Here is a 21,131-nt window from a genome sequence, read left to right as displayed (position 1 = left end):
CTTTACGTCGTCTACAACGCGACCGCACAGGACAATGTCGTCGACCTGAGCCTGAGCAATCTGCAGAACGTCGAAAACGTCCTGCTGCTGGGGAGTGGCGCCTTTACAGCGATCGGCAACAATTTGAACAACACCCTGACCGGCAACGCCGGCAACAACATCCTGGACGGCGGCGCGGGTGTCGATACCCTGACCGGTGGTGCTGGTGCCGATACGTTCGTGTTCGGTGCCGTCAACCAAATGGGCACCGGCGCCAGCCGCGACGTCATCACCGACTTCAGCAGTCTGCAAGGCGATAAAATCGATCTGACGAAGTTCGATGCCAACCTGCTGCAGGGTGGTTTCAACGGTTTCACCTTTATCGGTGCCAATGACTTCACCGGCGCAGGACAAGTGCGTTTCATCGATCACGTGTTGTCGGGCAACGTCAGTGGCAACGCGGGGGCAGACTTCGAAATCCAGTTGGTGGGCGTCAACACGTTCAACGCCAACGATCTGGTGGCGTAAGCCTCGATAGAAAGACCCGACCTGTCGAACAGGTCGGGGATACAAACAAAAACGCCCCGACTTGATCGGGGCGTTTTTGTTTCAAGTGCACTGTTTTCGGCTAAACCAACACGCCTAACGCCTTCGCCCGTGCCACCGCCTGCGTACGCCGTTCCACCCCAAGCTTGCTGTTGATATGACTCGCATGGGTTTTAACCGTGTGCAGCGAAATGAACAGCTGGTCGCTGATTTGTTGATTCGAACACCCTTGGGCAATCAGTTGAAGAACCGCCAATTCACGCGCGCTGAGCTGCTCTGCCCCCGAACACGACTCCACTGTCGGACGAAGGGCCACCGACGGCAGTTTTTCTGCAAGTTGCTGCGAAACATCCGTCGGAGCACTCAATTGCAGTTGCCCACGCAGCCAGCACGGATGTTCAGCCAGCAACCCGTCGAACGGTTGCAAGGCGCCACCGGTCGCCGCTTCCAGCGCCTGGGCCAGTGCCTTGCGGGCCTCGGGTTCGCGCCCGCTGGCCAAAAACAAGGTGACTTTTTGAGTCAGTGCCAAGGTGCAGAGCATTTGTCGGCCAGATTGCTGCCCATGCTCGAGCAATGCATTCAACCGCCCTTCGGCGATCATCAATTGCCCTTGAATGACGTCCAGCAAGGCTTGCTGTAACTCGATATGCAGCGGCAACTGTGGATGGAATTCCGGTGGCGCTGCGGCGTGCTCACCGGTGTAGGTCTGCCCCAGGCGCGCCAGCCAGGCTTCGGCCAGATCGGTGCGCCCCTGGGCCAGCCATAGTTCACATTTGACCAGGGTAATCATTGCCAGATAGTAAATCGGTGGCACGTCCCAGATGTGCATCAGGCGCTCGGCCTCGGCCAGTTCGGCGAAGGCGTTGGCGAACTCGCCGCTGCTGCCCTCAAGCCGGGCGATCACACAATGGCCGATGAGCACGCTGATATCGCGACAGGCACGCGCTTCACTCAGACCCGCTTGCAAGCGCGACCGTGCGGCTTGCGGTTGCATGCGCAAGGCCAGCAAGAGCCCTTCGTATAACGTCAGCCGTGCACGTACCGCGTAAAGTCGTTGTGGGGATAACCCTTGCAGGCGTTGCAGCCCCTGACGGACCTCTTGCAACGAGCGCAGGATTTCCCCGCGTGCCTGCAACACACGGGCGCGATCGTAATGGGCCAGTGCTTCAAACAACGGGTTGCCGACCCTTTGTGCCAATTCCAGCGACTCTCGATTCAAACTGCGCGCGCGCCACAAATCGCCGTCGGCAATGGCCAGGTTGGACAGGGTCGAGAGGCACATCAAGCGTTGTCCGTAGCGCTTGGCCGGCAGGCTCTGCAGCGCTTCGGTGCAATAGAGCAGCGTCAGTTCGCGATTGCCACGCCCCCGGGCGATGATGCCGCTCAGGGCCAGCCACTGCGCCAGCATCGACTTCTGCGCAGTGGCCGAAGGGGCCGGCAGGAAGCGACTCAAGTGAGCCGCCAGTTCCTGCGCCGCGTCCAGCTGACAGGCCATCCCCAACGCCCAACTGTAGAGCACGATGAGCCTGGGCGTGCTGATCAACAAGCTATCGGGCAAGTCCATTTTCCAGCGCAACAGCATGCCGACGTTTTGCTCGGCCAGCAGTTGTTCCTCCGAGAGGTTTTGCACCAGGTTCGCGGCAACGTCCAGATGCCCGGCACGCAACGCCTGCTCCACAGCCTCGTCGAGCAGACCCTGGGCATTGAACCAGCGACACGCGCGTAAATGCAGACTGGCGACCGGCACTATCGTCTGAGCGGTAGGCCGAGTGCGCAGCAGGTCAGAAAACAGGTGGTGATAGCGATACCAGTGGCCGTGCTCGTCCAGCGGCACCAGAAACACTTGGTGTGCCTGAAGGAATCGCAGAATTTCGGCGCTGTCATGGGCTTCGCGTACCGCGTCGCAGAGCTCGCTGCAAAAACGTTCCTGAGGCGCGGTGTCATAAAGAAACTGCTGCACTTCAGCCGGCAGACAATCGATGACCTCTTCAAGCAGGTAATCACGAATCAGCCCTTCCCCACCGTGCAGCGACTGTGGCAATGCGCTGTCAGTCCCCGCCTCGGAGGCTGCCAGCAACCAGAATCGCAGGCCCGCGACCCAGCCTTCGCTACGCTGGATCAGACTTTCCAAGGCCTCGCCACGCAATGAGCTGCTGTGGCGATCAAGCAACGTGAGCGCTTCCTCATGGGTCAGTCGAAGGTCTTGCTCATGCAGCTCGAGCAGTTGGCGCGACAGGCGCAAGCGCGCCAGGTGCCAGTCCGGACGCTGTCGACTGGTGACCATGACCAGCAGGCCATCGGGCAAGTGATTGAGGAAAAACTGCAGGCAACGATCGAGTACCGGACCTTGCGCCAGATGATAGTCATCGAGCACCAGCAGCAAAGGCGTACTGGGCGACAGGTGGAAGGCCAGCTCATCAAGCAATCCATCCAGCCATTCTTCAAAGGCGAACGGCTGATGACGCTGGCGCATTTTCAGTAGACCCAACGCCTGACAGCCCAATGTCGGAAAGTAGTCCTGAAGCCCTTCGAGCAACCGCTCAAGGAATCGCCCCGGATCACTGTCTCGAGGGCTCAACCCCAGCCACAGACTTCGCCAATGCTCCGGCAGCGCCTGACAGAACTCTACCGCCAATGAACTCTTGCCGAAGCCGGCAGGTGCGCTGACCAGCAACAGCCTGCCACCGAGACCGGCACTCAGGCGCTCGCACAAACGAGGCCGCAGCACATGGCCGTCAGGCAATGGGGGCCGAAAAAAGCGTCCGTCCAATGTCGCGATGGAAACGCTTGATGGGCCCGGGGATGAGGACAGATCAGTCATGGCCGGCTCTTGTTTGAATTACGGGTGGCGGCGTTGCAGATGTCCGCAGACTAGCGGTAAACGGATAGGGAATGAAGGTAATTGCTACAAATGGCTACAAAAAGTCTACAAGCAAATATGTCGATCAATCCGGCAACCACACTGCCCCGTAGCAGCGGCCGAGCCTGCGAGGCTGCGTTCGGCTGCGCAGCAGTCGTGAAATCAATCGTTGCGACTCTCCAGAACTACCTTGTACTCAGGTTTACGACTGCTGCGCAGCCGGACGCAGCCTCGCAGGCTCGGCAGCTGCTACACAGGGCTTTATGAACGTCAAAAAAAAAAACGCCCCGAACCAGTCGGGGCGTTTTTTGAGGATGCGGCCTCTGATCAGTACAGGTTAGCGAACCCCGTCCTGACGCAGTGCAGCAGGTGTGAAGTCGCTGGTGGTAGCGGTGAAGCCGAAGTCATACGCCGACTTCTCTTCGTTCTTCATGCCCAGCGCCAGGTAGCGACCCGATTGCAGGTCGTACAGGGCTTCCAGGGTGTACCACGGCACTTGCACGTTGTAATACTGCTGGGAGTGAGCTTCCGCCACACGCCATAGCTGATTGCGACCGTCATAGTGATCGATCACAGCGGCTTGCCAGGTATCTTCGTCGATGTAGAAGTCACGTTTGGCGTAGATGTGACGCTGGCCTTCCTTCAAAGTAGCGACCACATGCCAGACCCGACGCAACTCGTAACGCGACAGGTCCTGGTTGATGTGACCGGCCTTGATGATGTCGTCGTACTTCAGGCTCGGCGAGTCGAGTTTGTAGCTGTCGGAGGCGATGTACATCTCTTTTTTGCCTTCGAGCTTCCAGTCGTAGCGATCCGGCGCACCGTTGAACATGTCCAGGTTGTCGGAGGTACGCAGGCCATCCGCCGCGGTACCCGGCCCGTCATAGGACACTTGTGGTGCACGACGCACACGACGCTGACCGGCGTTGTAGACCCACGCCGAACGCGGTTCCTTCACCTGATCGAGGGTTTCGTGCACCAGCAGCACACCACCCGCCAGACGTGCTGGCGCGGTCACTTTCTGCTTGAAGTAGAACAGGATGTTGCCCGGGTTTTTCGGGTCGTAGTCCTTCATTTTGTCGCGGAACACGAACTGATCCTGGAAGTACACCAGGCTGTACGAGCCGTTCGGCTGTGGCGTGGCCTGGGTCACCAGACGGGTCACACTGCCGCCGCGATAGCGGGTGATGTGGTTCCAGATGACTTCCACACCGCTTTTCGGAATCGGGAACGGCACAGCGGTTTCGAAGTTTTCCAGACCGTTGCCACCGGACACCAGGGTGGTAGTGGTGGCGTTCTTCTTGATGGCAGCGAACACGTCATCCGGCACGGTCGAACCACGATGGGACGGATAAACCGGCATCTTGTAGGTGTCCGGGTAGCGCTTGAACATCGCGTACTGGCCCGGGGCAAGCTTTTCCTTGTACTGGTCGACGTTCTGCGCCGTGATGGTGAACAGCGGTTTTTCACTGGCGAACGGGTCGGACAGGAAACCTTTGCTGTCGACGGTGCCGGCGTTTTTCGGCATTGGTTTCCAGGCTGGGATCGAACCGTCGGCATTACCCGCCATCTCGGCCCCCATCGGGGTCAGGCTCTTGCCCAGTTTGTCGGCTTCGGCCGCAGGGACCGCCGCCATCACGCTCGTCGCCAGCAGCGAAAGCCCCAGAACACCAGCATGGAACAGACTCTTTGTTATTTTCATATGTGTGTTCGTCCTGAAAAAACAGTGCTTAGAAGTTCACGCCGACGCTGAGCGCAACAAAGTCGCGGTCATCTACAGTGGTGTACTTGCCGTCGAAGAAGTTGGTGTAAGCCAGGCTCGCGGTGTAGGTGTTCTGGTACTCGGCATCGACACCCAGGCTCACCGCTTTACGACCTTCCTCAAAGTTGCCGCCAGGACCTGGCGAGTAACCGTCTACGTCGTGGGACCAGGCCACGTTAGGCTTGAGGTTCACACCGGCGAACACGTCGTTGTATTCCCAGATCGCACGACCGCGGTAGCCCCACGAAGTCGCCGTGGTGAAGCCATCGCTGTTGCAGTTGCGGCTGCGGTTGTTGGTGGCGGTGCCCGGACCGGCGCCGTTGATGGTGCTGGTGTTGAGTGCCACGCACGTATTGACTGCGCCAGTGGCTGGCAACATGCCCGGACCATAGACCGGATCGCGGCCATAACGGACGTCGTCGGTACTTTCCAGGCCGCCGACGTGAGTCACGCCCACTTCACCGACCAGGGTCAGACGGCTGGCGCCCATGACCTGATCAAAGAAGTGCGTCAGGGTGGTCTGGAACTGGGTGACTTCTTTACGGTTGTACCCGTGCAGATCTTGACCCGGAGCCGCAGAGAGCAACGAAGCGTTACCCAGTGCGCCGCCCAACGGACGTACACCGGCGAACAGGATGTCAGTGGAGTTCAACTGCACCGGCGCGTTTGGACGGTAGCTGAGTTCACCTTGCCACGCGGTACCGGTAGGCAGGGTGGTGGAGAAGCTCAAGCCATAAAGGCGAATGTCTTCAGGGTATTCGATGAAGTACTTCGAGTTACCGGCCACCAGCAACGGGGCGAGTGCGGCGAATGGGCCTGGCAGTGCAGCCGCCGTGTTGTAGACCGACTGAGGTGCACCGGTGGCGCTGAAGATCGGCGCACGGCTGTGGTAGTTCATGAAGTAGGCGCCGAACTCGGTGTCCAGCGGGTCGAACATGTACTTGAAGGATGCGCCCCACTGGCCGCTGTCCCGTGCGTCGCGGTCGCCGCCGCGCTGAACCAGTACACCTTCCTCGTCGACGTTGACACCGTTGGCAGCCAACGGGCCCAACGCAATGGCTGGAATCTGCGAACGTTTGTTCAGCACGCGCAGGTTGTTGTCGCAACCGTCGGCCACGATGTCTGGCTGAGAGAAGAACGTGCCGCAGTTATCGACGACGGTCTGGTCCCATTCCAGTTGGTAGAAGGCTTCAGCCGACAGGTTCTCGGTCAAGCTCTGCGACACGTAGAACATGTTGACCGGGATCAGGCCTTCCTTGATCTCGGCGCCTGGACGACGGAACGCGGACACGTCAATCGGGTTGATCGAGTTGATGCCGCCGCCGATGAAGGTACTTTCACCCCAGCTCACCACCTGCTTGCCCAAACGCACGGAGCCCGGCTGATCGGCAATGGAGTAGTTGTGATAGACGAAGGCGTCGAGGATTTGGCCGCCGGAAGATTTGGCGCCCTCCTTGCGACCGTCGTTTTCGACGTTCTTGAATTCCAGGTCTTCGTCTTGCAGCGCGAAGTCGTACCAGTATTTGCCCCGGACAAACACGCCGGTATCGCCGTATTTCAATTCGAGGTCATGGATGCCCTTGAAGATCTTCGAGAACGCTTGCCCGCTCTTGAAGTTCAAGTGACCGTCATCGGAGGTCTGTGACAGGCCGTGCCCGCCGTTGTTCACGCCAATCAGATTCTTGTTCGGCTGTTGGGTCGAGACACTCATACCCAGGGAGAGCGACGAATCGAACTGACCTTCGATTTCACCAACGTTGAAACTGACGCCGAATGCAGGCCCGGCGAGCGTAGAGGCGAGACTGACCGCCAGAGGCAATTTCGCCCGGCGCCAGAACGTGTTTACTGATGTCATCGACGCTACTCCATGTGCATTATTGTTATGGCAGTGAGTACTTCTAAAAACGTTGTGGGTGACGGGGAACCAAGGCGTCCCGAAGTCACTCCAAAATTGAATCGCCCCGTTTGTACGTGAGCTCCGTTCTTAAAAATCCTTGAGCGGACTATAGCCAGCAGGTAGTAGAGCTTGATCCCTCTAAAGTGTGATTTGCAGCTGCCAGCCACTCTGGAACAGTCCTTTGCCAGTCCGACACCTGTCGGCACGGCAAGGATGGCTGAAAATCCGGATTACACAAGCCAAGCGCTTGCTTGGTGGGCCTGGCGTGCCCTTTCGGGCACACAGGGAAACGCTTAAAGCGTCGAGAGGAAGGCGCTGTTATTGGCCTGCCATTCAGTGATGTCGAGGCGGATGCGCTTCTTGTCGAGCTTGCCGACACTGGTCTTGGGAATTTCAGTAACAAGGGCGATCTGGCTCGGGATCGCCCACTTGCTCAGGTGCCCCAACTCCACGAATGGCTTGAGGTGTTCCTTGAGTTCCCGGGCCCCAATCTCATACCCCTCGCGGATCACCAGCAGCGCAAACGGCCGCTCGCCCCACTGCGGATCTGCGATGCCCACCACTGCTACTTCACGTACCGCCTCGTGACGACTGATCAAGTCTTCAAGGTCCAGCGACGAGATCCACTCGCCACCGGTCTTGATCACATCTTTGATGCGATCACGAATGTCGATCACGCCCATGCTGTCCAGCGTCGCCACGTCGCCGGTATGCAGCCAGCCCCCGGCCCACAGCTCGGCGCCCTTCTGCGGCTCGTTGAAGTAACCCTCGGTCAGCCATGGCGCACGCAGCACGAGTTCGCCCTGGGTTTCGCCATCGGCGGGCAGGAAATTGCCGTCGGTGTCGACGATCGCCGCCTCGACCAATGGCCCCGGCACGCCGGCCTTGATGCGATAGGTGGTGCGTTCGTCTTCGCTACCCGCCATCAACTCATCGTTGAGGTGAGCACACGACACCAGTGGCCCGGTTTCCGACATGCCGTAAGCGGCCGTCAACTGAATGCCCTTGGCCTTGGCCGCGTCGTACAGGGTGCGATTCAGTGCGCTGCCGCCGATGACAATTTTCCAGCCGCCGAAGTCCGTGCCTTGCGCCGCTTTGGCATTGAGGACCATTTGCAGAATGGTCGGCACGCAGTGGGAAAAGGTGACCTTCTCCTTTCGCCACAGCTCCACCAGGTATTCCGGATCGTAACGGCCCGGATAAACCTGCTTGAGCCCGAGCATGGTCGCCACATACGGCAAGCCCCAGGCATGCACATGGAACATCGGGGTGATCGGCATGTACACGTCGTTGGTGCCCAACAGGCGCACGCTGTCGATGGCGCCCATGATCGTCGAGACGCCCATGGTGTGCAGCACCAGTTGCCGATGGGTGAAATACACACCTTTGGGATTACCGGTGGTACCGGTGGTGTAGAACGTGGTGGCGACCGAGTTTTCGTCGAAGTCCTGGAAGTCGTACTGCGTACTGGCCGCTGCCAGCAATTGCTCGTACTCGCCGACCAGGTTGGGCAGGTCGGCGGTCTTTTCCGGCAGGTCGGTGAGCAGCAGGGTTTTCTCGACCGTGGTCAGGTGCCCGGCAATCGCCTGGTACAGCCCCACGAACTCGCTGTTGACCAGCACAAAGCGGTCCTCGGCATGGTTCATGGTGTAGAGGATTTGTTCCGGCGACAGGCGCACGTTGATCGTGTGGATCACCGCGCCGATCATCGGGATGGCGAACATGCATTCCAGGTATCGATGGCTGTCCCAATCCATCACCGCCACGGTATCCCCGGCCTTGACGCCGGCTGCCGTCAACACGTTGGCCAGCCGCGCAACCCGCTCGATCAGGGTCGGATAGCTGTAGCGCAACTGGTCGCGGTAGATGATCTCGCGGGTTTTCTCATAACGAGCGCCGGACATCAGCAGCCGCTTGATCAGCAGCGGATACTGGTAAGCGCCTTCGGCTGGGGGGATAACGCGAGTCTGCAACATAAGAATCCCTTTTCTGACTGCACGGTGTTGGCTGAATGTTAAGCACTCTAGTGCCCTTCCATGACAGCCAAATCAGCCAAAGGAATGATTTGCAGAGCCGATCAAATGCTAGCTTTACGCCAGCATTTGTGGGAGTTCGATGTCAGTAACGCGCCGTCGCGATCAATGCATCTCGGTGAAAGCGAGCTTCACGCCGATGGCAATCAGCACCACGCCCATGGTCCGGTCGAACCAGTGGCCCATGCGGGCGAAGCCGGCGCGCACACGCTGCTGGCTGAACAGGCGCGCCACCAGGCAGAACCACAACGCAGTCGCCGCCGCCAGATAAACCCCGTAACCGGCCTGCACCGCCAGCGGCGTGTGCGGGTTGATGACGACCGTGAACAGCGACAGGAAGAACAGCGTGGCTTTGGGGTTCAGACCGTTGGTCACGAAACCGGACGTGAAGGCGCCACGTGCGGTGCGTTCGCCGGCCTCCTTGTGCAGATTATCATCGACCGCTTTGGCCGGTTGCGCACGCAGGGCCTTGTAGCCGATGTACAACAAGTACGCGGCAGCGGCCCATTTCAGCGCGTTGAACAGCACGATCGACTGGGACACGATCAGACCGATGCCGAGCAACGAATAGCCGACATGGAGGAAAATCGCCGTACCGACACCCAGCGCCGTCCAGGTGCCGGCGCGACGACCATGGGTCACGCTCTCACGCACCACCACGGCAAAGTCCGGGCCGGGACTGGCCACGGCCAACAAGTGAATCAGGGCAACGGTCAAAAACTCTGTCCAGTACATCGGGGCTCCTTTGGGGGCAGATCGGTCGAAATGAAAAATCCAGGCTGACAACATCCCTGTAGCAGCTGGCGAAGCCTGCGTTCGGCTGCGCAGCAGTCGTGAAATCAGGCACCGCGCTCTTACAGGAAGTCCGCATGCTCTGTGTTTACGACTGCTGCGCAGCCGAACGCAGGCTTCGCCAGCTGCTACAGGGATGTCGGTGCTTCATCGCATAGCGCGTCAACTTAGCTACTTTTGTGCAATGGGTAACCATTTGTTTCATCTGGTAGGCTCGGCAGATTACGCCTTCAGTTCAATGCACAAAAGGTACAGTTGATGACGAACTCTCGCCGCGCCGTTTTCCTCGACCACCCGTCCCTGGACCTCGGCGACCTCGACCTCGGCCCGCTGCAGGCCTGTTTCGACGAGTTGCAACTGTTCGCACAGACCACGCCGGATCAAGTGATCGAACGTATAAAGGGCGCCACCGTCGCCATCACCAACAAGATCCTGATCGATGCCGCCGCCATCGCTGCCAGCCCCCAGCTCAAGCTGATCCTGATCACGGCCACCGGCACCAACAATGTCGACCTCGCCGCCGCCCGCGCCCATGGCGTTACTGTTTGCAACTGCCAGGGTTACGGCACGCCATCGGTGGCACAGCACACGATCATGCTGCTGCTCAACTTGGCGACACGCCTGGCTGACTACCAAAAAGCCGTGGGTGAAGGCCGCTGGCAGCAAGCGAAACAGTTCTGCCTGCTGGATTACCCGATCGTCGAACTGGAAGGCAAAACCCTCGGCTTGCTCGGCCATGGCGAACTTGGTAGCGCAGTCGCGCGGCTGGCCGAAGCGTTCGGCATGCGTGTGCTGCTCGGTCAGATTCCCGGCCGACCTGCCCGCCCGGATCGGCTGCCGTTAAATGAATTGCTGCCGCAAATCGATGCGCTGACCCTGCATTGCCCGCTCAACGAACACACCCGCCATTTCATCGGCGCCCGCGAACTGGCCTCGATGAAACCCGGTGCCTTCGTGGTCAATACCGCGCGCGGTGGCTTGATCGATGAGCAGGCGCTGGCCGATGCGCTGCGCAAGGGTCATCTGGGCGGCGCCGCCACCGATGTGCTGAGTGTCGAGCCCCCGACGGCGGGCAATCCCTTGCTGGCCGATGACATCCCGCGATTGATCGTCACCCCGCACAACGCCTGGGGCAGTCGCGAGGCGCGGCAGCGAATCGTCGGGCAGTTGAGCGAAAACGCGCAGGCCTACTTCAGCGGTACAGCGCTGCGGGTCGTCAGTTGATAAACTGCCGCACTTTTTTTCAAGGAGCAGAGTATGGATCCGCGCAGTGAAGTACTGCTTCGTCAGGCCGAATTATTCCAGGGCTCGGTGTTACTCGCCGGTTTGCCCGCCGATGACCTGCTGGGCCGCTTGCCCGATGCCCACGGCTGGTGCTGGCACGCCGGCGATCAAGCCGCGCTGGACGCACGTTTCGCCGAGCGCAGCCATTTTGGTGTAGACGCCCCCGAGCGTGAGTTCGCAACCGCCGTGGTGTTCTTGCCCAAGTCCAAGGACCTGACCGACTACATCCTCAACGCCCTCGCCTCGCGCCTGGCCGGTCGCGAATTGTACCTGGTGGGCGAAAAACGCAGCGGCATCGAAGGGGCAGCCAAACAACTGAATCCGTTCGGCAAGCCGCGCAAGCTCGACAGCGCCCGTCATTGCCAGCTCTGGCTGGTCACGGTGGCCAATGCGCCAGAAGCCAAATCGCTGGAAAGCCTGGCCGAGACCTACGAATTGCCACTGGCTGAGGGGCCATTGAAAGTCATCAGTTTGCCGGGGGTTTTCAGTCACGGCCGACTGGATCGTGGCAGCGCGTTGCTGCTGGAGCACCTGGACAAGCTACCGAGCGGCCACTTGCTGGACTTCGGTTGCGGCGCGGGCGTACTGGGTGCCGCGGTTAAGCGTCGTTATCCGCACAATCAGGTGACGTTGCTCGACGTCGATGCCTTTGCCGCTGCCAGTAGTCGCCTGACCCTGGCGGCCAACGGTCTGGAAGCTGACGTCATTACCGGTGACGGTATCGACGCCGCGCCCATGGGTTTGAGTGCGATTCTGAGCAATCCGCCGTTCCATGTCGGCGTTCACACCGACTACTACGCCACCGAGAACTTGCTGCGAAAAGCAGCCAAACATCTGAAAAACGGCGGCGAACTTCGCCTGGTCGCCAACAGCTTCCTGAAGTACCAACCGCTGATCGAAGAGCACCTCGGCGTGTGCGCCATCAAGGCTGAGGGCCAGGGGTTTCGTATCTATCGGGCCAAACGCGGCTGATAAATAAGTGCTTGCCTAACGGATTTTGCCTAGGCAGAATCCGCTCCGTCCTAGGGGAGTAGTCTCCCACGAGCGCCATGCTCGTCCGGCATACGTCAACATACTTGGTCCTCAGACCATGGCGTATGCGACCCAAGCGTCCGCATCAGACGGATCGCAGGGTTTGACAAGACCTATGACACGAACACCTTACCCGGGGCGGGAAGGCTGTACGTGTCATAGCCGTGTCGACCCGCCCCTTAGGAAAAACCCTGATGATGCTGGATTCACTTCTCGTTCCTACCGCAATCGTTGCCTTGGCCGAAATCGGCGACAAGACGCAACTGCTCGCGCTCATTCTCGCTGCCCGCTTTCGCAAGCCCTGGCCCATCATCGCCGGCATCGTCGCCGCGACCCTGGCCAACCACGCAGCCGCCGGTGCGGTAGGTGCCTGGTTCGGCAGCTTCTTCTCGAATGCGACGCTGCACTGGATCCTGGCCGCCAGCTTCACCGCCACCGCCCTGTGGACCCTGGTACCGGACAAGATGGACGACGACGTCAGCACCGCACGCAAGTTCGGGCCGTTCCTGACCACATTGATCGCCTTCTTCCTGGCGGAAATGGGTGACAAGACCCAAGTCGCTACCGTGATGCTGGCGGCGCAATACCCGGATTTGTGGCTGGTCATCATCGGCACCACCGCCGGCATGCTGATTGCCAACGTACCGGTGGTACTGGCGGGTAACTTTGCCGCAGACAAGCTGCCGTTGACCCTGATCCGTCGCCTGGCGGCGTCGGCATTCCTTATCTTGGCGATTGTGGCGGTGTACAAGGCGATGCAGAGCAGCGGTTGGGTTTGATGCGTTAAGACGGTAGACCGCGTTATCGTTCATCGCGGGCAAGCCCGCTCCCACATTTGACCGAGTTCCAATGCAGGAGCGAGCCTGCTCGCGATGAGGCCCTCACTGGCGATACAAAAACATCAGGATTTGCGCGCGTTCTCGTACAACGGCATCACCTTCGGAATCGCCGCCTGCAACGCTGCGGTGCGGCTGCTGGAAGAAGGGTGAGTGCTGAGGAACTCGGGTGGCGCACCTTCGTCAGACTTGCTCATCTTTTCCCACAGGGTGATCGCCGCATTCGGGTTGTAGCCCGCACGCGCCGCCAGCTCCAGGCCAATCAGGTCTGCTTCGTTTTCATTGGTGCGACTGTTGGGCAAGGTCATCAACAGGTTCACGCCGTTATTCCCTGCCTCGACCATCAAGGCGGGTGCACCCGCCGCTATCGCCAATTGCTGCGCGAGACTCACGCCATAGGCTTTGGATAACGCTTCACGGCCATGCTCGCGCAAGGCGTGGGCGATTTCATGCCCCATCACCGCAGCCAGTTCGTCGTCGGTCAGTTGCAGCTTATCGATCAGACCGGTGTACACAATGATCTTGCCGCCAGGACCGCAGTTGGCGTTCATATCCTCACTCTTGATCAGATTGACCTCCCACTGCCATTGCGCGGCATCCGGGCGAAACGTTGGCGCCTGGGCGATGAGACGATCGGCAATCGCCTGAACACGCGTGGCTTCAGTACTGGTCTTGTCGAGGACGTTTTTGTTGCTCGCTTCCCCCAGGGTCTGCTTGTAATCCTGCGCGTAGGACTGATTGACCTGTGCGCTCGACAATAATGTGGTCATGTGTTGCTGGCGAACGACGCCGACTTCACCCGCACTGGTCGTGTTGACGGTCTCGCAGCCGTTAAGCAGCAACACTGAACCCAACACGCACGCAACCAGAGACTTGTTCATCACGGCACTCCTTCAAATCCGCCGCCCCGACTGGGGATGACGGTAGTAGCAAAAAATTCATACAGCACTGACTGCCTTGCAGCACAAAGGTTCGACACCTTTCTGATTGCGACACGGGCACACCCAAAACAGTCATTTAAGCCGCACTTGCTCATGGCTGACTGCCCCGCTGCCGATACACCACCGCAGACGTCCTCTTGCGTGCGGAGCACCCATGAAATTCAAGTCGATCCAGTTCTCCGTGGCGGCCCTCGCTGGCGCCATCGTACTTAGCGTAGTAGCAGCCCTGGTGCTGTACGCGCTGTTTTCCGGCGCACGAACGCAAGACATGGTCCAGGAACGGACCCAGGCGCAATTCGAGCAAGTCATCGAACAACGCCTGACGTCCCTGGCGCAAACCCAGGTCAGCCAGATCCAGCGCGAACTTGAAGCGCCACTGCTGATTGCCGGGGGACTGGTGCGGGTCAACGCACTGATTGGGACCCCGGGCGCCGATGGCCAGCCACAACTGACCGTCAGCCGCGAGCAGTTGATCAGCCTGATCAAGGAAAACGTGGTCAAGAACCCGAAGATCCTCGGCACCTACATCGGCTGGGAAAAAAACGCTCTCGACCACAACGATGCGGCCTACGTCGGCACCCAAGTGAACGGCATCGACGCCAGCAACGGGCGCTTCCTGCCGTGGTGGTTCCGCAATGAGGACGGCACCCTTGGCCTGGACAAACTGGTGGACGTCGACGACCAGAAAACCCTGTCCACCGGCGTGCGCGCCAGCGAGTACTACCTGTGCTCCAAGGAAACCAAAAAATCCTGCGTGATCGATCCGGCGCCCTACAAGGTCGGCGACAAAGTCGTCATGCTCGCCTCGTTTATTGAACCGATCATGCTCAACGGCGCCTTCCAGGGCATCGTCGGCGCCGACCTGTCAGTGAACTTCATTCAGGAAATGCTCCTGGGTGCGAATCACAAACTGTACAGCGGTGCCGGGGAAATGGCGCTGATCGGCGGCAACGGCCGAATTGTTGCCTACACCAAAGACCCGAGCAAATTCGGTGAAAAGGTCAGCGACATCCTCGACAGCCAACAGATTGCCAACATGGCCAACCTCAAGCGCGGCGAAGTGACCTACACCGTCGACAAGGCCCAAGGGCGGATCGAGTTGTACCTGCCGTTCGGCATTGGCCAGACCGACGCCCGCTGGACCTTGATGTTGCAACTGCCGCTGAATGCGGTGATGGCCGATCTGCAAAAACTGCAGGCCGACCTGAACGCCCAGCGCAAATCCGACACGTTCGGCATGGCCATGGTCGGTTTGTTGATCGCCGGTGTCGGCTTGCTGGTGATCTGGCTGGTGGGCCACGGCATTGCCCGGCCACTCAAGCAAATGGTCGCCATGCTCGACGACATCGCCAAAGGCGAAGGCGACCTGACACGCCGTCTGACCAGTGACCGCGCCGATGAATTGGGCTCGATCGCCAAAGGCTTCAATACGTTCCTGGCCAAATTGCAGGCGATGATCACACAGGTGGTGACCTCGGTGCAGAGTGTCAGTGACTCCTCGGAACACACCGCCGACATCGCCATCCGTACCAACATCGGCGTGCAGAAACAAATGGCCGAGATCGACCAGGTGGCCACGGCAGTGCATGAAATGACCGCCACCGCCCAGGACGTGGCACGTAACGCCACCCAGGCTGCGCAAGCGGCCAGTCATGCTGATCAGGCAGCGGCCCAAGGTATGCAAATTGTGCGGGACACCTCGAACTCGATTGGCGTGCTGGCCGTGGAAATTGGCAAGGCTGTCGGCGTGGTGCAAACACTGGCCAAGGACAGCGAGAACATCAACGCGATCCTCACGGCCATTCGCGGAATCGCCGAACAGACCAACCTGCTGGCCTTGAACGCCGCCATCGAAGCGGCCCGCGCCGGTGAACAGGGCCGTGGATTTGCGGTGGTGGCCGATGAAGTGCGCAACCTGGCGCAAAAGACCCAGAAGGCCACCGAAGAAATCCAGACCATGATTCAGCAACTGCAACAAGGCACCCGCGATGTGGTGCGAGTCATGGAAGACAGCCAGAACCGCACGGACGAAAGCGTGCAGCATGCGGCGAAAGCGGCCGAGGCGCTGGAAACCATTACGCAGGCCGTGTCGGTGATCAATGACATGAACACCCAGATTGCCAGTGCGGCCGAGGAACAGAGTGCAGTCGCCGATGACATCAACCGTAACGTGATCAACATTGGGCAAGTGGCCAATGAAGTGGCTGGCGGGGCGGATGAATCAAGTGCGGCGAGTGCGGATTTGACCAAACTGGCCGAACAGCAGCGGCGGTTGATCAATCAGTTCAAGGTTTAGTGTGTTGCGATCGTTCCCACGCTCTGCGTGGGAGTGAATCCCGTGACGCTCCGCGTCACTTTGGACGCGGAGCGTCCATGGCGGCATTCCCACGCGGAGCGTGGGAACGATCAATCAGCCGGGGGTCAGACACTCCGGCGCATTCAGCTTCGGATCATTCACCAGATTGGCCAGCACCCGCTCGCGCAACGCGGCGGGTTCACTGGCGAGCAATGCCTGCAACACATGCAACGGCGTCTCGGGATCGAGCCACGCCTCCTGCCCTGCCTCATCGAGAATCAACGGTCGCCGCTGGCTCGACGCCGGTTGCGTAATCACCGCAGTGCTCAGCCACACCTGCTCCTGCACCGGGTACGCTTCCCAGATAGCGGCAAAAAACAGCGAAGAGCCCTCCCCCGGCGTCAACCAGTACGGGCGCTTGCGCGTGGTCCCGCGCCATTCATAGAAACCGTTGGCTGGCAGCAGGCAACGACGTTCACGAAAGGCCTGGCGGAACATCGGTTGTTCCGCCACGGTTTCGGCACGGGCGTGGGCCGGAGTGCGGGACAGGTCGGTCAGCCATGGCGGCGTCAGCCCCCAGCGGGCACGGGCCAGTTCACGCTGGCCTTCGGCACCAGCGCGCAGCATCAATACCGAGTCGTTGGGGGAGATATTCCACTGGGCCTGCTGATCGGCGGGAAAACCGGGCAGGGCCGCGAAGGCGGGGTTCCAGCGAAACAGGGCATAACGTCCACACATGGGCTGACACGACTCTTGATCAAACGAACGCCAGCCTAACAGACCAGCGTGCCGGGAAAGCTCTCGGGTTCATCGCCAGTCAGCGGCAGCGCGGCATTGTACGCGGTGATCAGCTCGCGGGCGTACTCGGCCTGGTCGTTATCCACCGACAGGCCCAACAGGCCAAAGATCGGCAGTTCGCCCGTGCCGCCGAGCAAATCGCGCCCCACCAGATGCGCCTCGACGCCCTCGCTGGCCAACATGCCTTGCAGCAACTCGCCTTCCATCAGGTTTTCAGGTTCGTAGATGCGCTGCATAGACACCCCTCATTCGTTTTCACTGAAGACTTCGAGATGCCATTCGCCTTCATGAACCTGTAAAACAAAGGTAATCGGCCGACAACAGACCTGACAGTCTTCAATATAGGTCTGATCGCCACCGGACAAGTCCAGCGTCGTCTCGACCTCTTCACCGCAATACGGACATTCATACAGCGCAGGTTCCAGCATCGCGGTCTCCCAAGTGACTTGTGCGTATAATCGCCGGTCTATTTGCAGGGCTATTTTTGTCTGGCTACTTTTTCAGACCGTGCCCCGTTGGTTTTCGATCAAAACCTTTACTTACCCTAGCCGTTTCTAACAAGAGAGCATGATGGGCGAATTCGATGCCATCCGACCTTACGACGATAGCGAAGTCCCAGCGGTACTGGACAGGCTGCTCGGCGACAAGGCGTTTCTAGATATCCTCACCCACTTCCGCTTCCCGCGTTTTGCCGGCACTTTGGGCTGGATGCTTAAACCTCTTATAGCTCATCGGCTGCGTCGAGAGTTCGCCGGTGTGACATCGGTGGCCACATTGCAGGACAAGGTCGAGATGTACGTCGACCACACCATCGAACGCGCGACCGACGGTGTCACGTACACCGGTGTCGAACAGTTCAAGTCCGGCAGCGCTTACTTGTTCATCGCCAACCACCGCGACATCGTGATGGATCCGGCCTTCGTCAACTACGCCGTGTACCACGCAGGCCTGCCGACACCGCGCATCGCGATCGGCGACAACCTGCTGCAAAAGCCCTTCGTCAGCGACCTGATGCGCCTGAACAAGAGCTTCATCGTGCACCGTTCGATCACCGGTCGTCGCGAGAAGATGGCGGCCTATCAACTGCTGTCGGCCTACATCAACCACTCGATCCGCAACGATTGCGCCTCGATCTGGATCGCCCAGGCCGAAGGCCGGGCGAAAGACGGCGACGACCGCACCGAATCGGCCATCCTCAAAATGTTCCACATGAGCCGCAAGGACGAGCCGTTCGGCGAAGTCATTCAGTCGCTGAACCTCACCCCGGTGTCGATCAGCTATGAATACGACCCGTGCGATCAGGCCAAGGCACGCGAATTGTTCATCCGTGCCACCACCGGCAGCTACACCAAAGTACCGGGCGAAGACGATGTGAGCATCGCCAAGGGCATCACGGGCTACAAGGGCCGGGTCCATGTGAACTTCGCCGCGCCGATCACCGAGCTGTTTGATGACACCAAGCAATTGGCGGTCGAGATGGACAAGCAGATTCTGGGCGGCTACCGGTTGTTCCCGGTGCATTACCTGGCTTACGCCCAGTGGACAGACGCCGACCCGCAATTGCAGGTGCCGACAGCGTCGCAAGTGTTTGCGGCCGATGAGTTGGCCAAGGCACAGGAAGAGTGGCAGCGCCGTCTGGAGGCCTGCCCGATGGAGCATCGCCCATTCATGGTGCTGCAATATGCGACGCCGGTGCGTAATCAGTACCGCGTCAAGGCAGGCTTGCCGCTGTAAGGTTTTTGGCTGGATACGACAACGGCGCCTTCGGGCGCCGTTTTCATTGCTGCGTTGTTTGCTGTCAAACCCGTGTGCTGATCCACGACACCAGCAACGCAAGCCCCAGGCAGGCAAAACCGAAGCGATAGAAAAAGCGGTTCATGCGCAAGGTCGCCCAATCGAGGGTCGGCTCGATGCCAGGCTGGCTCTGGCGCTGGGCCAGGATACTGGCCATGGCACGTTGCTCGCGACGACGGGTTGCATGCAGCAGCCAACCGCCCGGGAAGGCAAGCAGCAAGGCCAGCAGATTGACCAGCTTGGCGGGATGGGCAGTAAACAGCGTCATCAAATGCAGCGACATCACGGACCTCAAGCAAAACAGGTGTGGCAGACGTCGAACCGACGACGGCGGCGCGGATTCTACCGAATGCCTCTGCGCCTGCACCTGCTTTACGACAAATAACTCACCATTTGGCAGATTCCTGTCCTGCGTCACGGCTTCGTCATCTGAATCCGTCAGTCTGCGGCCCCACGCAAACAGACATGGAAACCGTCATGCTTCACGCCGAAAACCAGGACCGCCTCTACCTCATTGCCCCAAGCGACGAGCAACAAAACCTTGTGGGAAGCCTCGCCTTCAACGTTCAAGACCGTCACTGGCTTGTCTATTGCGCGCTGGGCGGGCATCAACATGCGGACTTGCCGGAAGCGGATTTGCTGACCGGTGTGAGCGTGCTGGACTTCTATTCCGAAGCGGCCTGACACCACCTCAACCTGTAGGAGCCGAGCTTGCTCGCGATGGCGGCATCACATTCAATATTGACGTTGACTGACAGTACGCAATCGCGAGCAAGCTCGGCGCCTACAGGCCAACGGTGTATTGCAGACATAAAAAAGCCCGGGGCCATGGCTGGCTCCGGGCTTTTTTGATTCTGCGGAAAAGTTACTCGCCGAGAACCTGACCCACAGTCGGGTCCTTGAACAGTCGCGTCAACGCATCACTCAACACATCGCTGACCAGCTTGGTGTTGGTTTCCTGGTTGGGTGCCATGCCAAAACGCTGATCCAGCGATGCACCGTAACGGCCGCTGTAACGACGGTTGGCGTTCTGCACATCGGAGCGGAACGTCGCACCGATGGTCGCTTCAGTCACATACATGCCTTCTTTAGGCGACTGATACTTCAGCTCGGTCAGGGTCACGGTGATTTGCGGGGCATTCATTGCGTTGGCGTTCGGTGTGAAACCCAGCAACCGCACGGCCGCTTCGGCTTGCGCCTGCAACTTCGGCAGAATCTGCGCGCTCTGCACGGTAATCGCGCTGGTTTCCGGGTACAGGCCGCCGCGCGTGCCCAGCGTTGGCGACGGACGACCGTCCACTACACGCACCACCACGGGCTGACCATGGCCGACCGGTGCCAGCTGAGTCGTCAGCTTGGGTTCAGGGTTCAGTTGTTGCGGGCTGTGGGCGCAGCCGACGAGGGTCAAACTGGTCACAGTGATCAAACCGAACAACAGGCGTTGCAACATGCGCTTCTCTCCAGAATCAGGCACAAACAGGCTGGCAGTATAGCGGTGGGCCACTGCGGCGAACCAGTGGCCTTCAATCATTACTGAAATGTCTGACATGCCCTTGGGAAAGCGGTTCCTGTCACACACCTGTCATCGCCCATACACTCGCACGTAACGGCTAATGGGCAATCTTCACTGCAGTCACCTCACAAGGTTCTTCGCCATGCGCTATCTCGTCTCTTTGTTCGCGCCACGCCCGCTGCACCGTTGCTTTGCCCTGCTCGACAGCAATGGTCATTGCCAGGCGTTCAAGCAGTGCAGCCTCCAGCCGATGGGCGATGGCTGGGTCGAAATCGAAGAAATCCGCCTCAACTGGTTGCACCATCCCCTGCCGCCGAGTGCCCGGGTTAGCACCCGTCAGCCACGTGCACGAGCGCAACAACTGTTGACCACCTGACCAGACGCCTAATAAAAGTCATTAAACACGTCCATTTCCCTGCGTTTCTTAGATACAATCTCCCCCCGATTATAAGGACGTCTCCTGATCGGGCCTCGCAGCATCGTCAATGCCTCGGTATTGACACCCCGCACCGCCCACAGAGAGCCGCCCACACAGATCGAGTGAAGCTGGCGCGCTTGCTGTTCCTTGAGCAAAACCCCCACTTTTCGCGAATCTGCAGAGCTGTCATTACGCTCGGTCACTGAGCTGTTTGCCCGTTTTGCCAGTCATGTACCCCATGACGGCAATCCTTCCGGGCACGGTGCCAGGCAGGGACAGCCCTTTTTTGAGGTTCACGTCTTCAAAAGAGCGTGAAAAAAACGGGTTTTCACAACTTCACAAGAGTGTGG

The 21,131-nt window shown here is 59.5% G+C and carries 18 protein-coding genes, 2 pseudogenes and 1 riboswitch; of the genes and pseudogenes, 9 read left to right on the top strand and 11 right to left on the bottom strand.

Going from position 1 to position 21,131, the window contains the following annotated elements:
• Positions 1-507, top strand: a pseudogene (locus tag C7534_RS28680) (calcium-binding protein); the annotation flags it as partial.
• 100 nt (positions 508-607) lie between these two features.
• On the opposite strand, the gene C7534_RS28675 reads toward C7534_RS28680, so the two are convergent.
• From C7534_RS28675 to C7534_RS28655, 5 genes are all read right to left on the bottom strand, one after another.
• A complete protein-coding gene (locus tag C7534_RS28675) occupies positions 608-3,346 on the bottom strand; it encodes a LuxR C-terminal-related transcriptional regulator (RefSeq protein ID WP_109787843.1) in 2,739 nt (912 codons plus the stop codon).
• A 376-nt stretch (positions 3,347-3,722) separates the two neighbouring features.
• Entirely contained in the window at positions 3,723-5,087 is a 1,365-nt protein-coding gene (locus C7534_RS28670) for a DUF1329 domain-containing protein (protein ID WP_109787842.1), read from the bottom strand.
• A 28-nt stretch (positions 5,088-5,115) separates the two neighbouring features.
• Positions 5,116-7,002, bottom strand: coding sequence for a DUF1302 domain-containing protein (locus C7534_RS28665; protein WP_109787841.1), 1,887 nt, complete (start codon positions 7,000-7,002; stop codon positions 5,116-5,118).
• Positions 7,003-7,337: 335 nt separating this feature from the next.
• Positions 7,338-9,020 carry a fatty acid--CoA ligase gene (locus C7534_RS28660; protein ID WP_109787840.1) on the bottom strand — a complete coding sequence of 561 codons (1,683 nt, stop codon included), beginning with the start codon at positions 9,018-9,020 and terminating at the stop codon, positions 7,338-7,340.
• A 162-nt stretch (positions 9,021-9,182) separates the two neighbouring features.
• A complete protein-coding gene (locus tag C7534_RS28655; RefSeq protein ID WP_109787839.1) occupies positions 9,183-9,812 on the bottom strand; it encodes a LysE family translocator in 630 nt (209 codons plus the stop codon).
• Positions 9,813-10,127: 315 nt separating this feature from the next.
• Between C7534_RS28655 and C7534_RS28650 the strand changes: the two genes are divergently transcribed.
• From C7534_RS28650 to C7534_RS28640, 3 genes are all read left to right on the top strand, one after another.
• Positions 10,128-11,093 carry a 2-hydroxyacid dehydrogenase gene (locus C7534_RS28650; protein WP_109787838.1) on the top strand — a complete coding sequence of 322 codons (966 nt, stop codon included), beginning with the start codon at positions 10,128-10,130 and terminating at the stop codon, positions 11,091-11,093.
• Positions 11,094-11,126: 33 nt separating this feature from the next.
• A complete protein-coding gene (locus C7534_RS28645; protein WP_109787837.1) occupies positions 11,127-12,125 on the top strand; it encodes a class I SAM-dependent methyltransferase in 999 nt (332 codons plus the stop codon).
• A gap of 40 nt (positions 12,126-12,165) precedes the next feature.
• Positions 12,166-12,290: riboswitch (yybP-ykoY riboswitch) on the top strand.
• A gap of 92 nt (positions 12,291-12,382) precedes the next feature.
• Positions 12,383-12,964 (top strand): TMEM165/GDT1 family protein, encoded by a 582-nt coding sequence (locus tag C7534_RS28640; protein WP_046030240.1) that lies wholly within the window; start codon positions 12,383-12,385, stop codon positions 12,962-12,964.
• Between the two features lie 122 nt (positions 12,965-13,086).
• Here the strand turns inward: C7534_RS28640 and C7534_RS28635 are convergent, their stop codons facing one another.
• Positions 13,087-13,902 carry a M48 family metallopeptidase gene (locus tag C7534_RS28635; RefSeq protein WP_109787836.1) on the bottom strand — a complete coding sequence of 272 codons (816 nt, stop codon included), beginning with the start codon at positions 13,900-13,902 and terminating at the stop codon, positions 13,087-13,089.
• A gap of 214 nt (positions 13,903-14,116) precedes the next feature.
• On the opposite strand from C7534_RS28635, the pseudogene C7534_RS33410 reads away from it, so the two are divergent.
• Positions 14,117-15,403: pseudogene (locus C7534_RS33410) on the top strand (HAMP domain-containing protein); the annotation flags it as partial.
• Between the two features lie 12 nt (positions 15,404-15,415).
• Complete coding sequence (locus tag C7534_RS33405) at positions 15,416-16,258, top strand: methyl-accepting chemotaxis protein (RefSeq protein WP_371916729.1); 843 nt, start codon at positions 15,416-15,418, stop codon at positions 16,256-16,258.
• A gap of 114 nt (positions 16,259-16,372) precedes the next feature.
• On the opposite strand, the gene C7534_RS28620 is transcribed toward C7534_RS33405, so the two are convergent.
• The 3 genes from C7534_RS28620 to C7534_RS28610 are packed head-to-tail and all read right to left on the bottom strand — an operon-like array spanning position 16,373 to position 17,484.
• A complete protein-coding gene (locus tag C7534_RS28620; RefSeq protein WP_109787834.1) occupies positions 16,373-16,996 on the bottom strand; it encodes an SOS response-associated peptidase in 624 nt (207 codons plus the stop codon).
• Positions 16,997-17,031: 35 nt separating this feature from the next.
• Positions 17,032-17,292 (bottom strand): putative signal transducing protein, encoded by a 261-nt coding sequence (locus C7534_RS28615; protein WP_109787833.1) that lies wholly within the window; start codon positions 17,290-17,292, stop codon positions 17,032-17,034.
• A gap of 9 nt (positions 17,293-17,301) precedes the next feature.
• Positions 17,302-17,484, bottom strand: a complete 183-nt coding sequence (locus C7534_RS28610; protein WP_077431276.1) for a CPXCG motif-containing cysteine-rich protein — start codon at positions 17,482-17,484, stop codon at positions 17,302-17,304.
• A 139-nt stretch (positions 17,485-17,623) separates the two neighbouring features.
• On the opposite strand from C7534_RS28610, the gene C7534_RS28605 reads away from it, so the two are divergent.
• Positions 17,624-18,790: a 1-acyl-sn-glycerol-3-phosphate acyltransferase gene (locus C7534_RS28605; RefSeq protein WP_077431275.1), complete on the top strand. Its 1,167-nt coding sequence runs from the start codon at positions 17,624-17,626 to the stop codon at positions 18,788-18,790.
• Positions 18,791-18,854: 64 nt separating this feature from the next.
• On the opposite strand, the gene C7534_RS28600 is transcribed toward C7534_RS28605, so the two are convergent.
• Positions 18,855-19,133 (bottom strand): hypothetical protein, encoded by a 279-nt coding sequence (locus C7534_RS28600; RefSeq protein ID WP_046030208.1) that lies wholly within the window; start codon positions 19,131-19,133, stop codon positions 18,855-18,857.
• Between the two features lie 194 nt (positions 19,134-19,327).
• Here C7534_RS28600 and C7534_RS28595 point away from each other — a divergent pair, with 194 nt between their 5' ends.
• Complete coding sequence (locus tag C7534_RS28595) at positions 19,328-19,534, top strand: hypothetical protein (RefSeq protein ID WP_046030206.1); 207 nt, start codon at positions 19,328-19,330, stop codon at positions 19,532-19,534.
• A 181-nt stretch (positions 19,535-19,715) separates the two neighbouring features.
• On the opposite strand, the gene C7534_RS28590 is transcribed toward C7534_RS28595, so the two are convergent.
• Complete coding sequence (locus C7534_RS28590) at positions 19,716-20,300, bottom strand: YajG family lipoprotein (protein ID WP_046030238.1); 585 nt, start codon at positions 20,298-20,300, stop codon at positions 19,716-19,718.
• A 205-nt stretch (positions 20,301-20,505) separates the two neighbouring features.
• On the opposite strand from C7534_RS28590, the gene C7534_RS28585 reads away from it, so the two are divergent.
• Positions 20,506-20,739 (top strand): hypothetical protein, encoded by a 234-nt coding sequence (locus C7534_RS28585; protein WP_046030204.1) that lies wholly within the window; start codon positions 20,506-20,508, stop codon positions 20,737-20,739.
• Positions 20,740-21,131 lie beyond the last annotated feature (392 nt).

This window comes from Pseudomonas sp. OV226, from assembly GCF_003148705.1.
Classification (GTDB): Bacteria; Pseudomonadota; Gammaproteobacteria; order Pseudomonadales; family Pseudomonadaceae; genus Aquipseudomonas.
Note: the sequence above shows the minus strand (reverse complement) of the source record. Positions and strands in the feature narration are given on the sequence as shown.

Excerpts from the sequence above, each read along its gene's own strand:
- C7534_RS28675 (WP_109787843.1), bottom strand. The coding sequence starts at position 3,346 with ATGACTGATCTGTCCTCATCCCCGGGCCCATCAAGCGTTTCCATCGCG.
- C7534_RS28670 (WP_109787842.1), bottom strand. The coding sequence starts at position 5,087 with ATGAAAATAACAAAGAGTCTGTTCCATGCTGGTGTTCTGGGGCTTTCG.
- C7534_RS28665 (WP_109787841.1), bottom strand. The coding sequence starts at position 7,002 with ATGACATCAGTAAACACGTTCTGGCGCCGGGCGAAATTGCCTCTGGCG.
- C7534_RS28660 (WP_109787840.1), bottom strand. The coding sequence starts at position 9,020 with ATGTTGCAGACTCGCGTTATCCCCCCAGCCGAAGGCGCTTACCAGTAT.
- C7534_RS28655 (WP_109787839.1), bottom strand. The coding sequence starts at position 9,812 with ATGTACTGGACAGAGTTTTTGACCGTTGCCCTGATTCACTTGTTGGCC.
- C7534_RS28650 (WP_109787838.1), top strand. The coding sequence starts at position 10,128 with ATGACGAACTCTCGCCGCGCCGTTTTCCTCGACCACCCGTCCCTGGAC.
- C7534_RS28645 (WP_109787837.1), top strand. The coding sequence starts at position 11,127 with ATGGATCCGCGCAGTGAAGTACTGCTTCGTCAGGCCGAATTATTCCAG.
- C7534_RS28640 (WP_046030240.1), top strand. The coding sequence starts at position 12,383 with ATGCTGGATTCACTTCTCGTTCCTACCGCAATCGTTGCCTTGGCCGAA.
- C7534_RS28635 (WP_109787836.1), bottom strand. The coding sequence starts at position 13,902 with ATGAACAAGTCTCTGGTTGCGTGCGTGTTGGGTTCAGTGTTGCTGCTT.
- C7534_RS33405 (WP_371916729.1), top strand. The coding sequence starts at position 15,416 with ATGATCACACAGGTGGTGACCTCGGTGCAGAGTGTCAGTGACTCCTCG.
- C7534_RS28620 (WP_109787834.1), bottom strand. The coding sequence starts at position 16,996 with ATGTGTGGACGTTATGCCCTGTTTCGCTGGAACCCCGCCTTCGCGGCC.
- C7534_RS28615 (WP_109787833.1), bottom strand. The coding sequence starts at position 17,292 with ATGCAGCGCATCTACGAACCTGAAAACCTGATGGAAGGCGAGTTGCTG.
- C7534_RS28610 (WP_077431276.1), bottom strand. The coding sequence starts at position 17,484 with ATGCTGGAACCTGCGCTGTATGAATGTCCGTATTGCGGTGAAGAGGTC.
- C7534_RS28605 (WP_077431275.1), top strand. The coding sequence starts at position 17,624 with ATGATGGGCGAATTCGATGCCATCCGACCTTACGACGATAGCGAAGTC.
- C7534_RS28600 (WP_046030208.1), bottom strand. The coding sequence starts at position 19,133 with ATGTCGCTGCATTTGATGACGCTGTTTACTGCCCATCCCGCCAAGCTG.
- C7534_RS28595 (WP_046030206.1), top strand. The coding sequence starts at position 19,328 with ATGCTTCACGCCGAAAACCAGGACCGCCTCTACCTCATTGCCCCAAGC.
- C7534_RS28590 (WP_046030238.1), bottom strand. The coding sequence starts at position 20,300 with ATGTTGCAACGCCTGTTGTTCGGTTTGATCACTGTGACCAGTTTGACC.
- C7534_RS28585 (WP_046030204.1), top strand. The coding sequence starts at position 20,506 with ATGCGCTATCTCGTCTCTTTGTTCGCGCCACGCCCGCTGCACCGTTGC.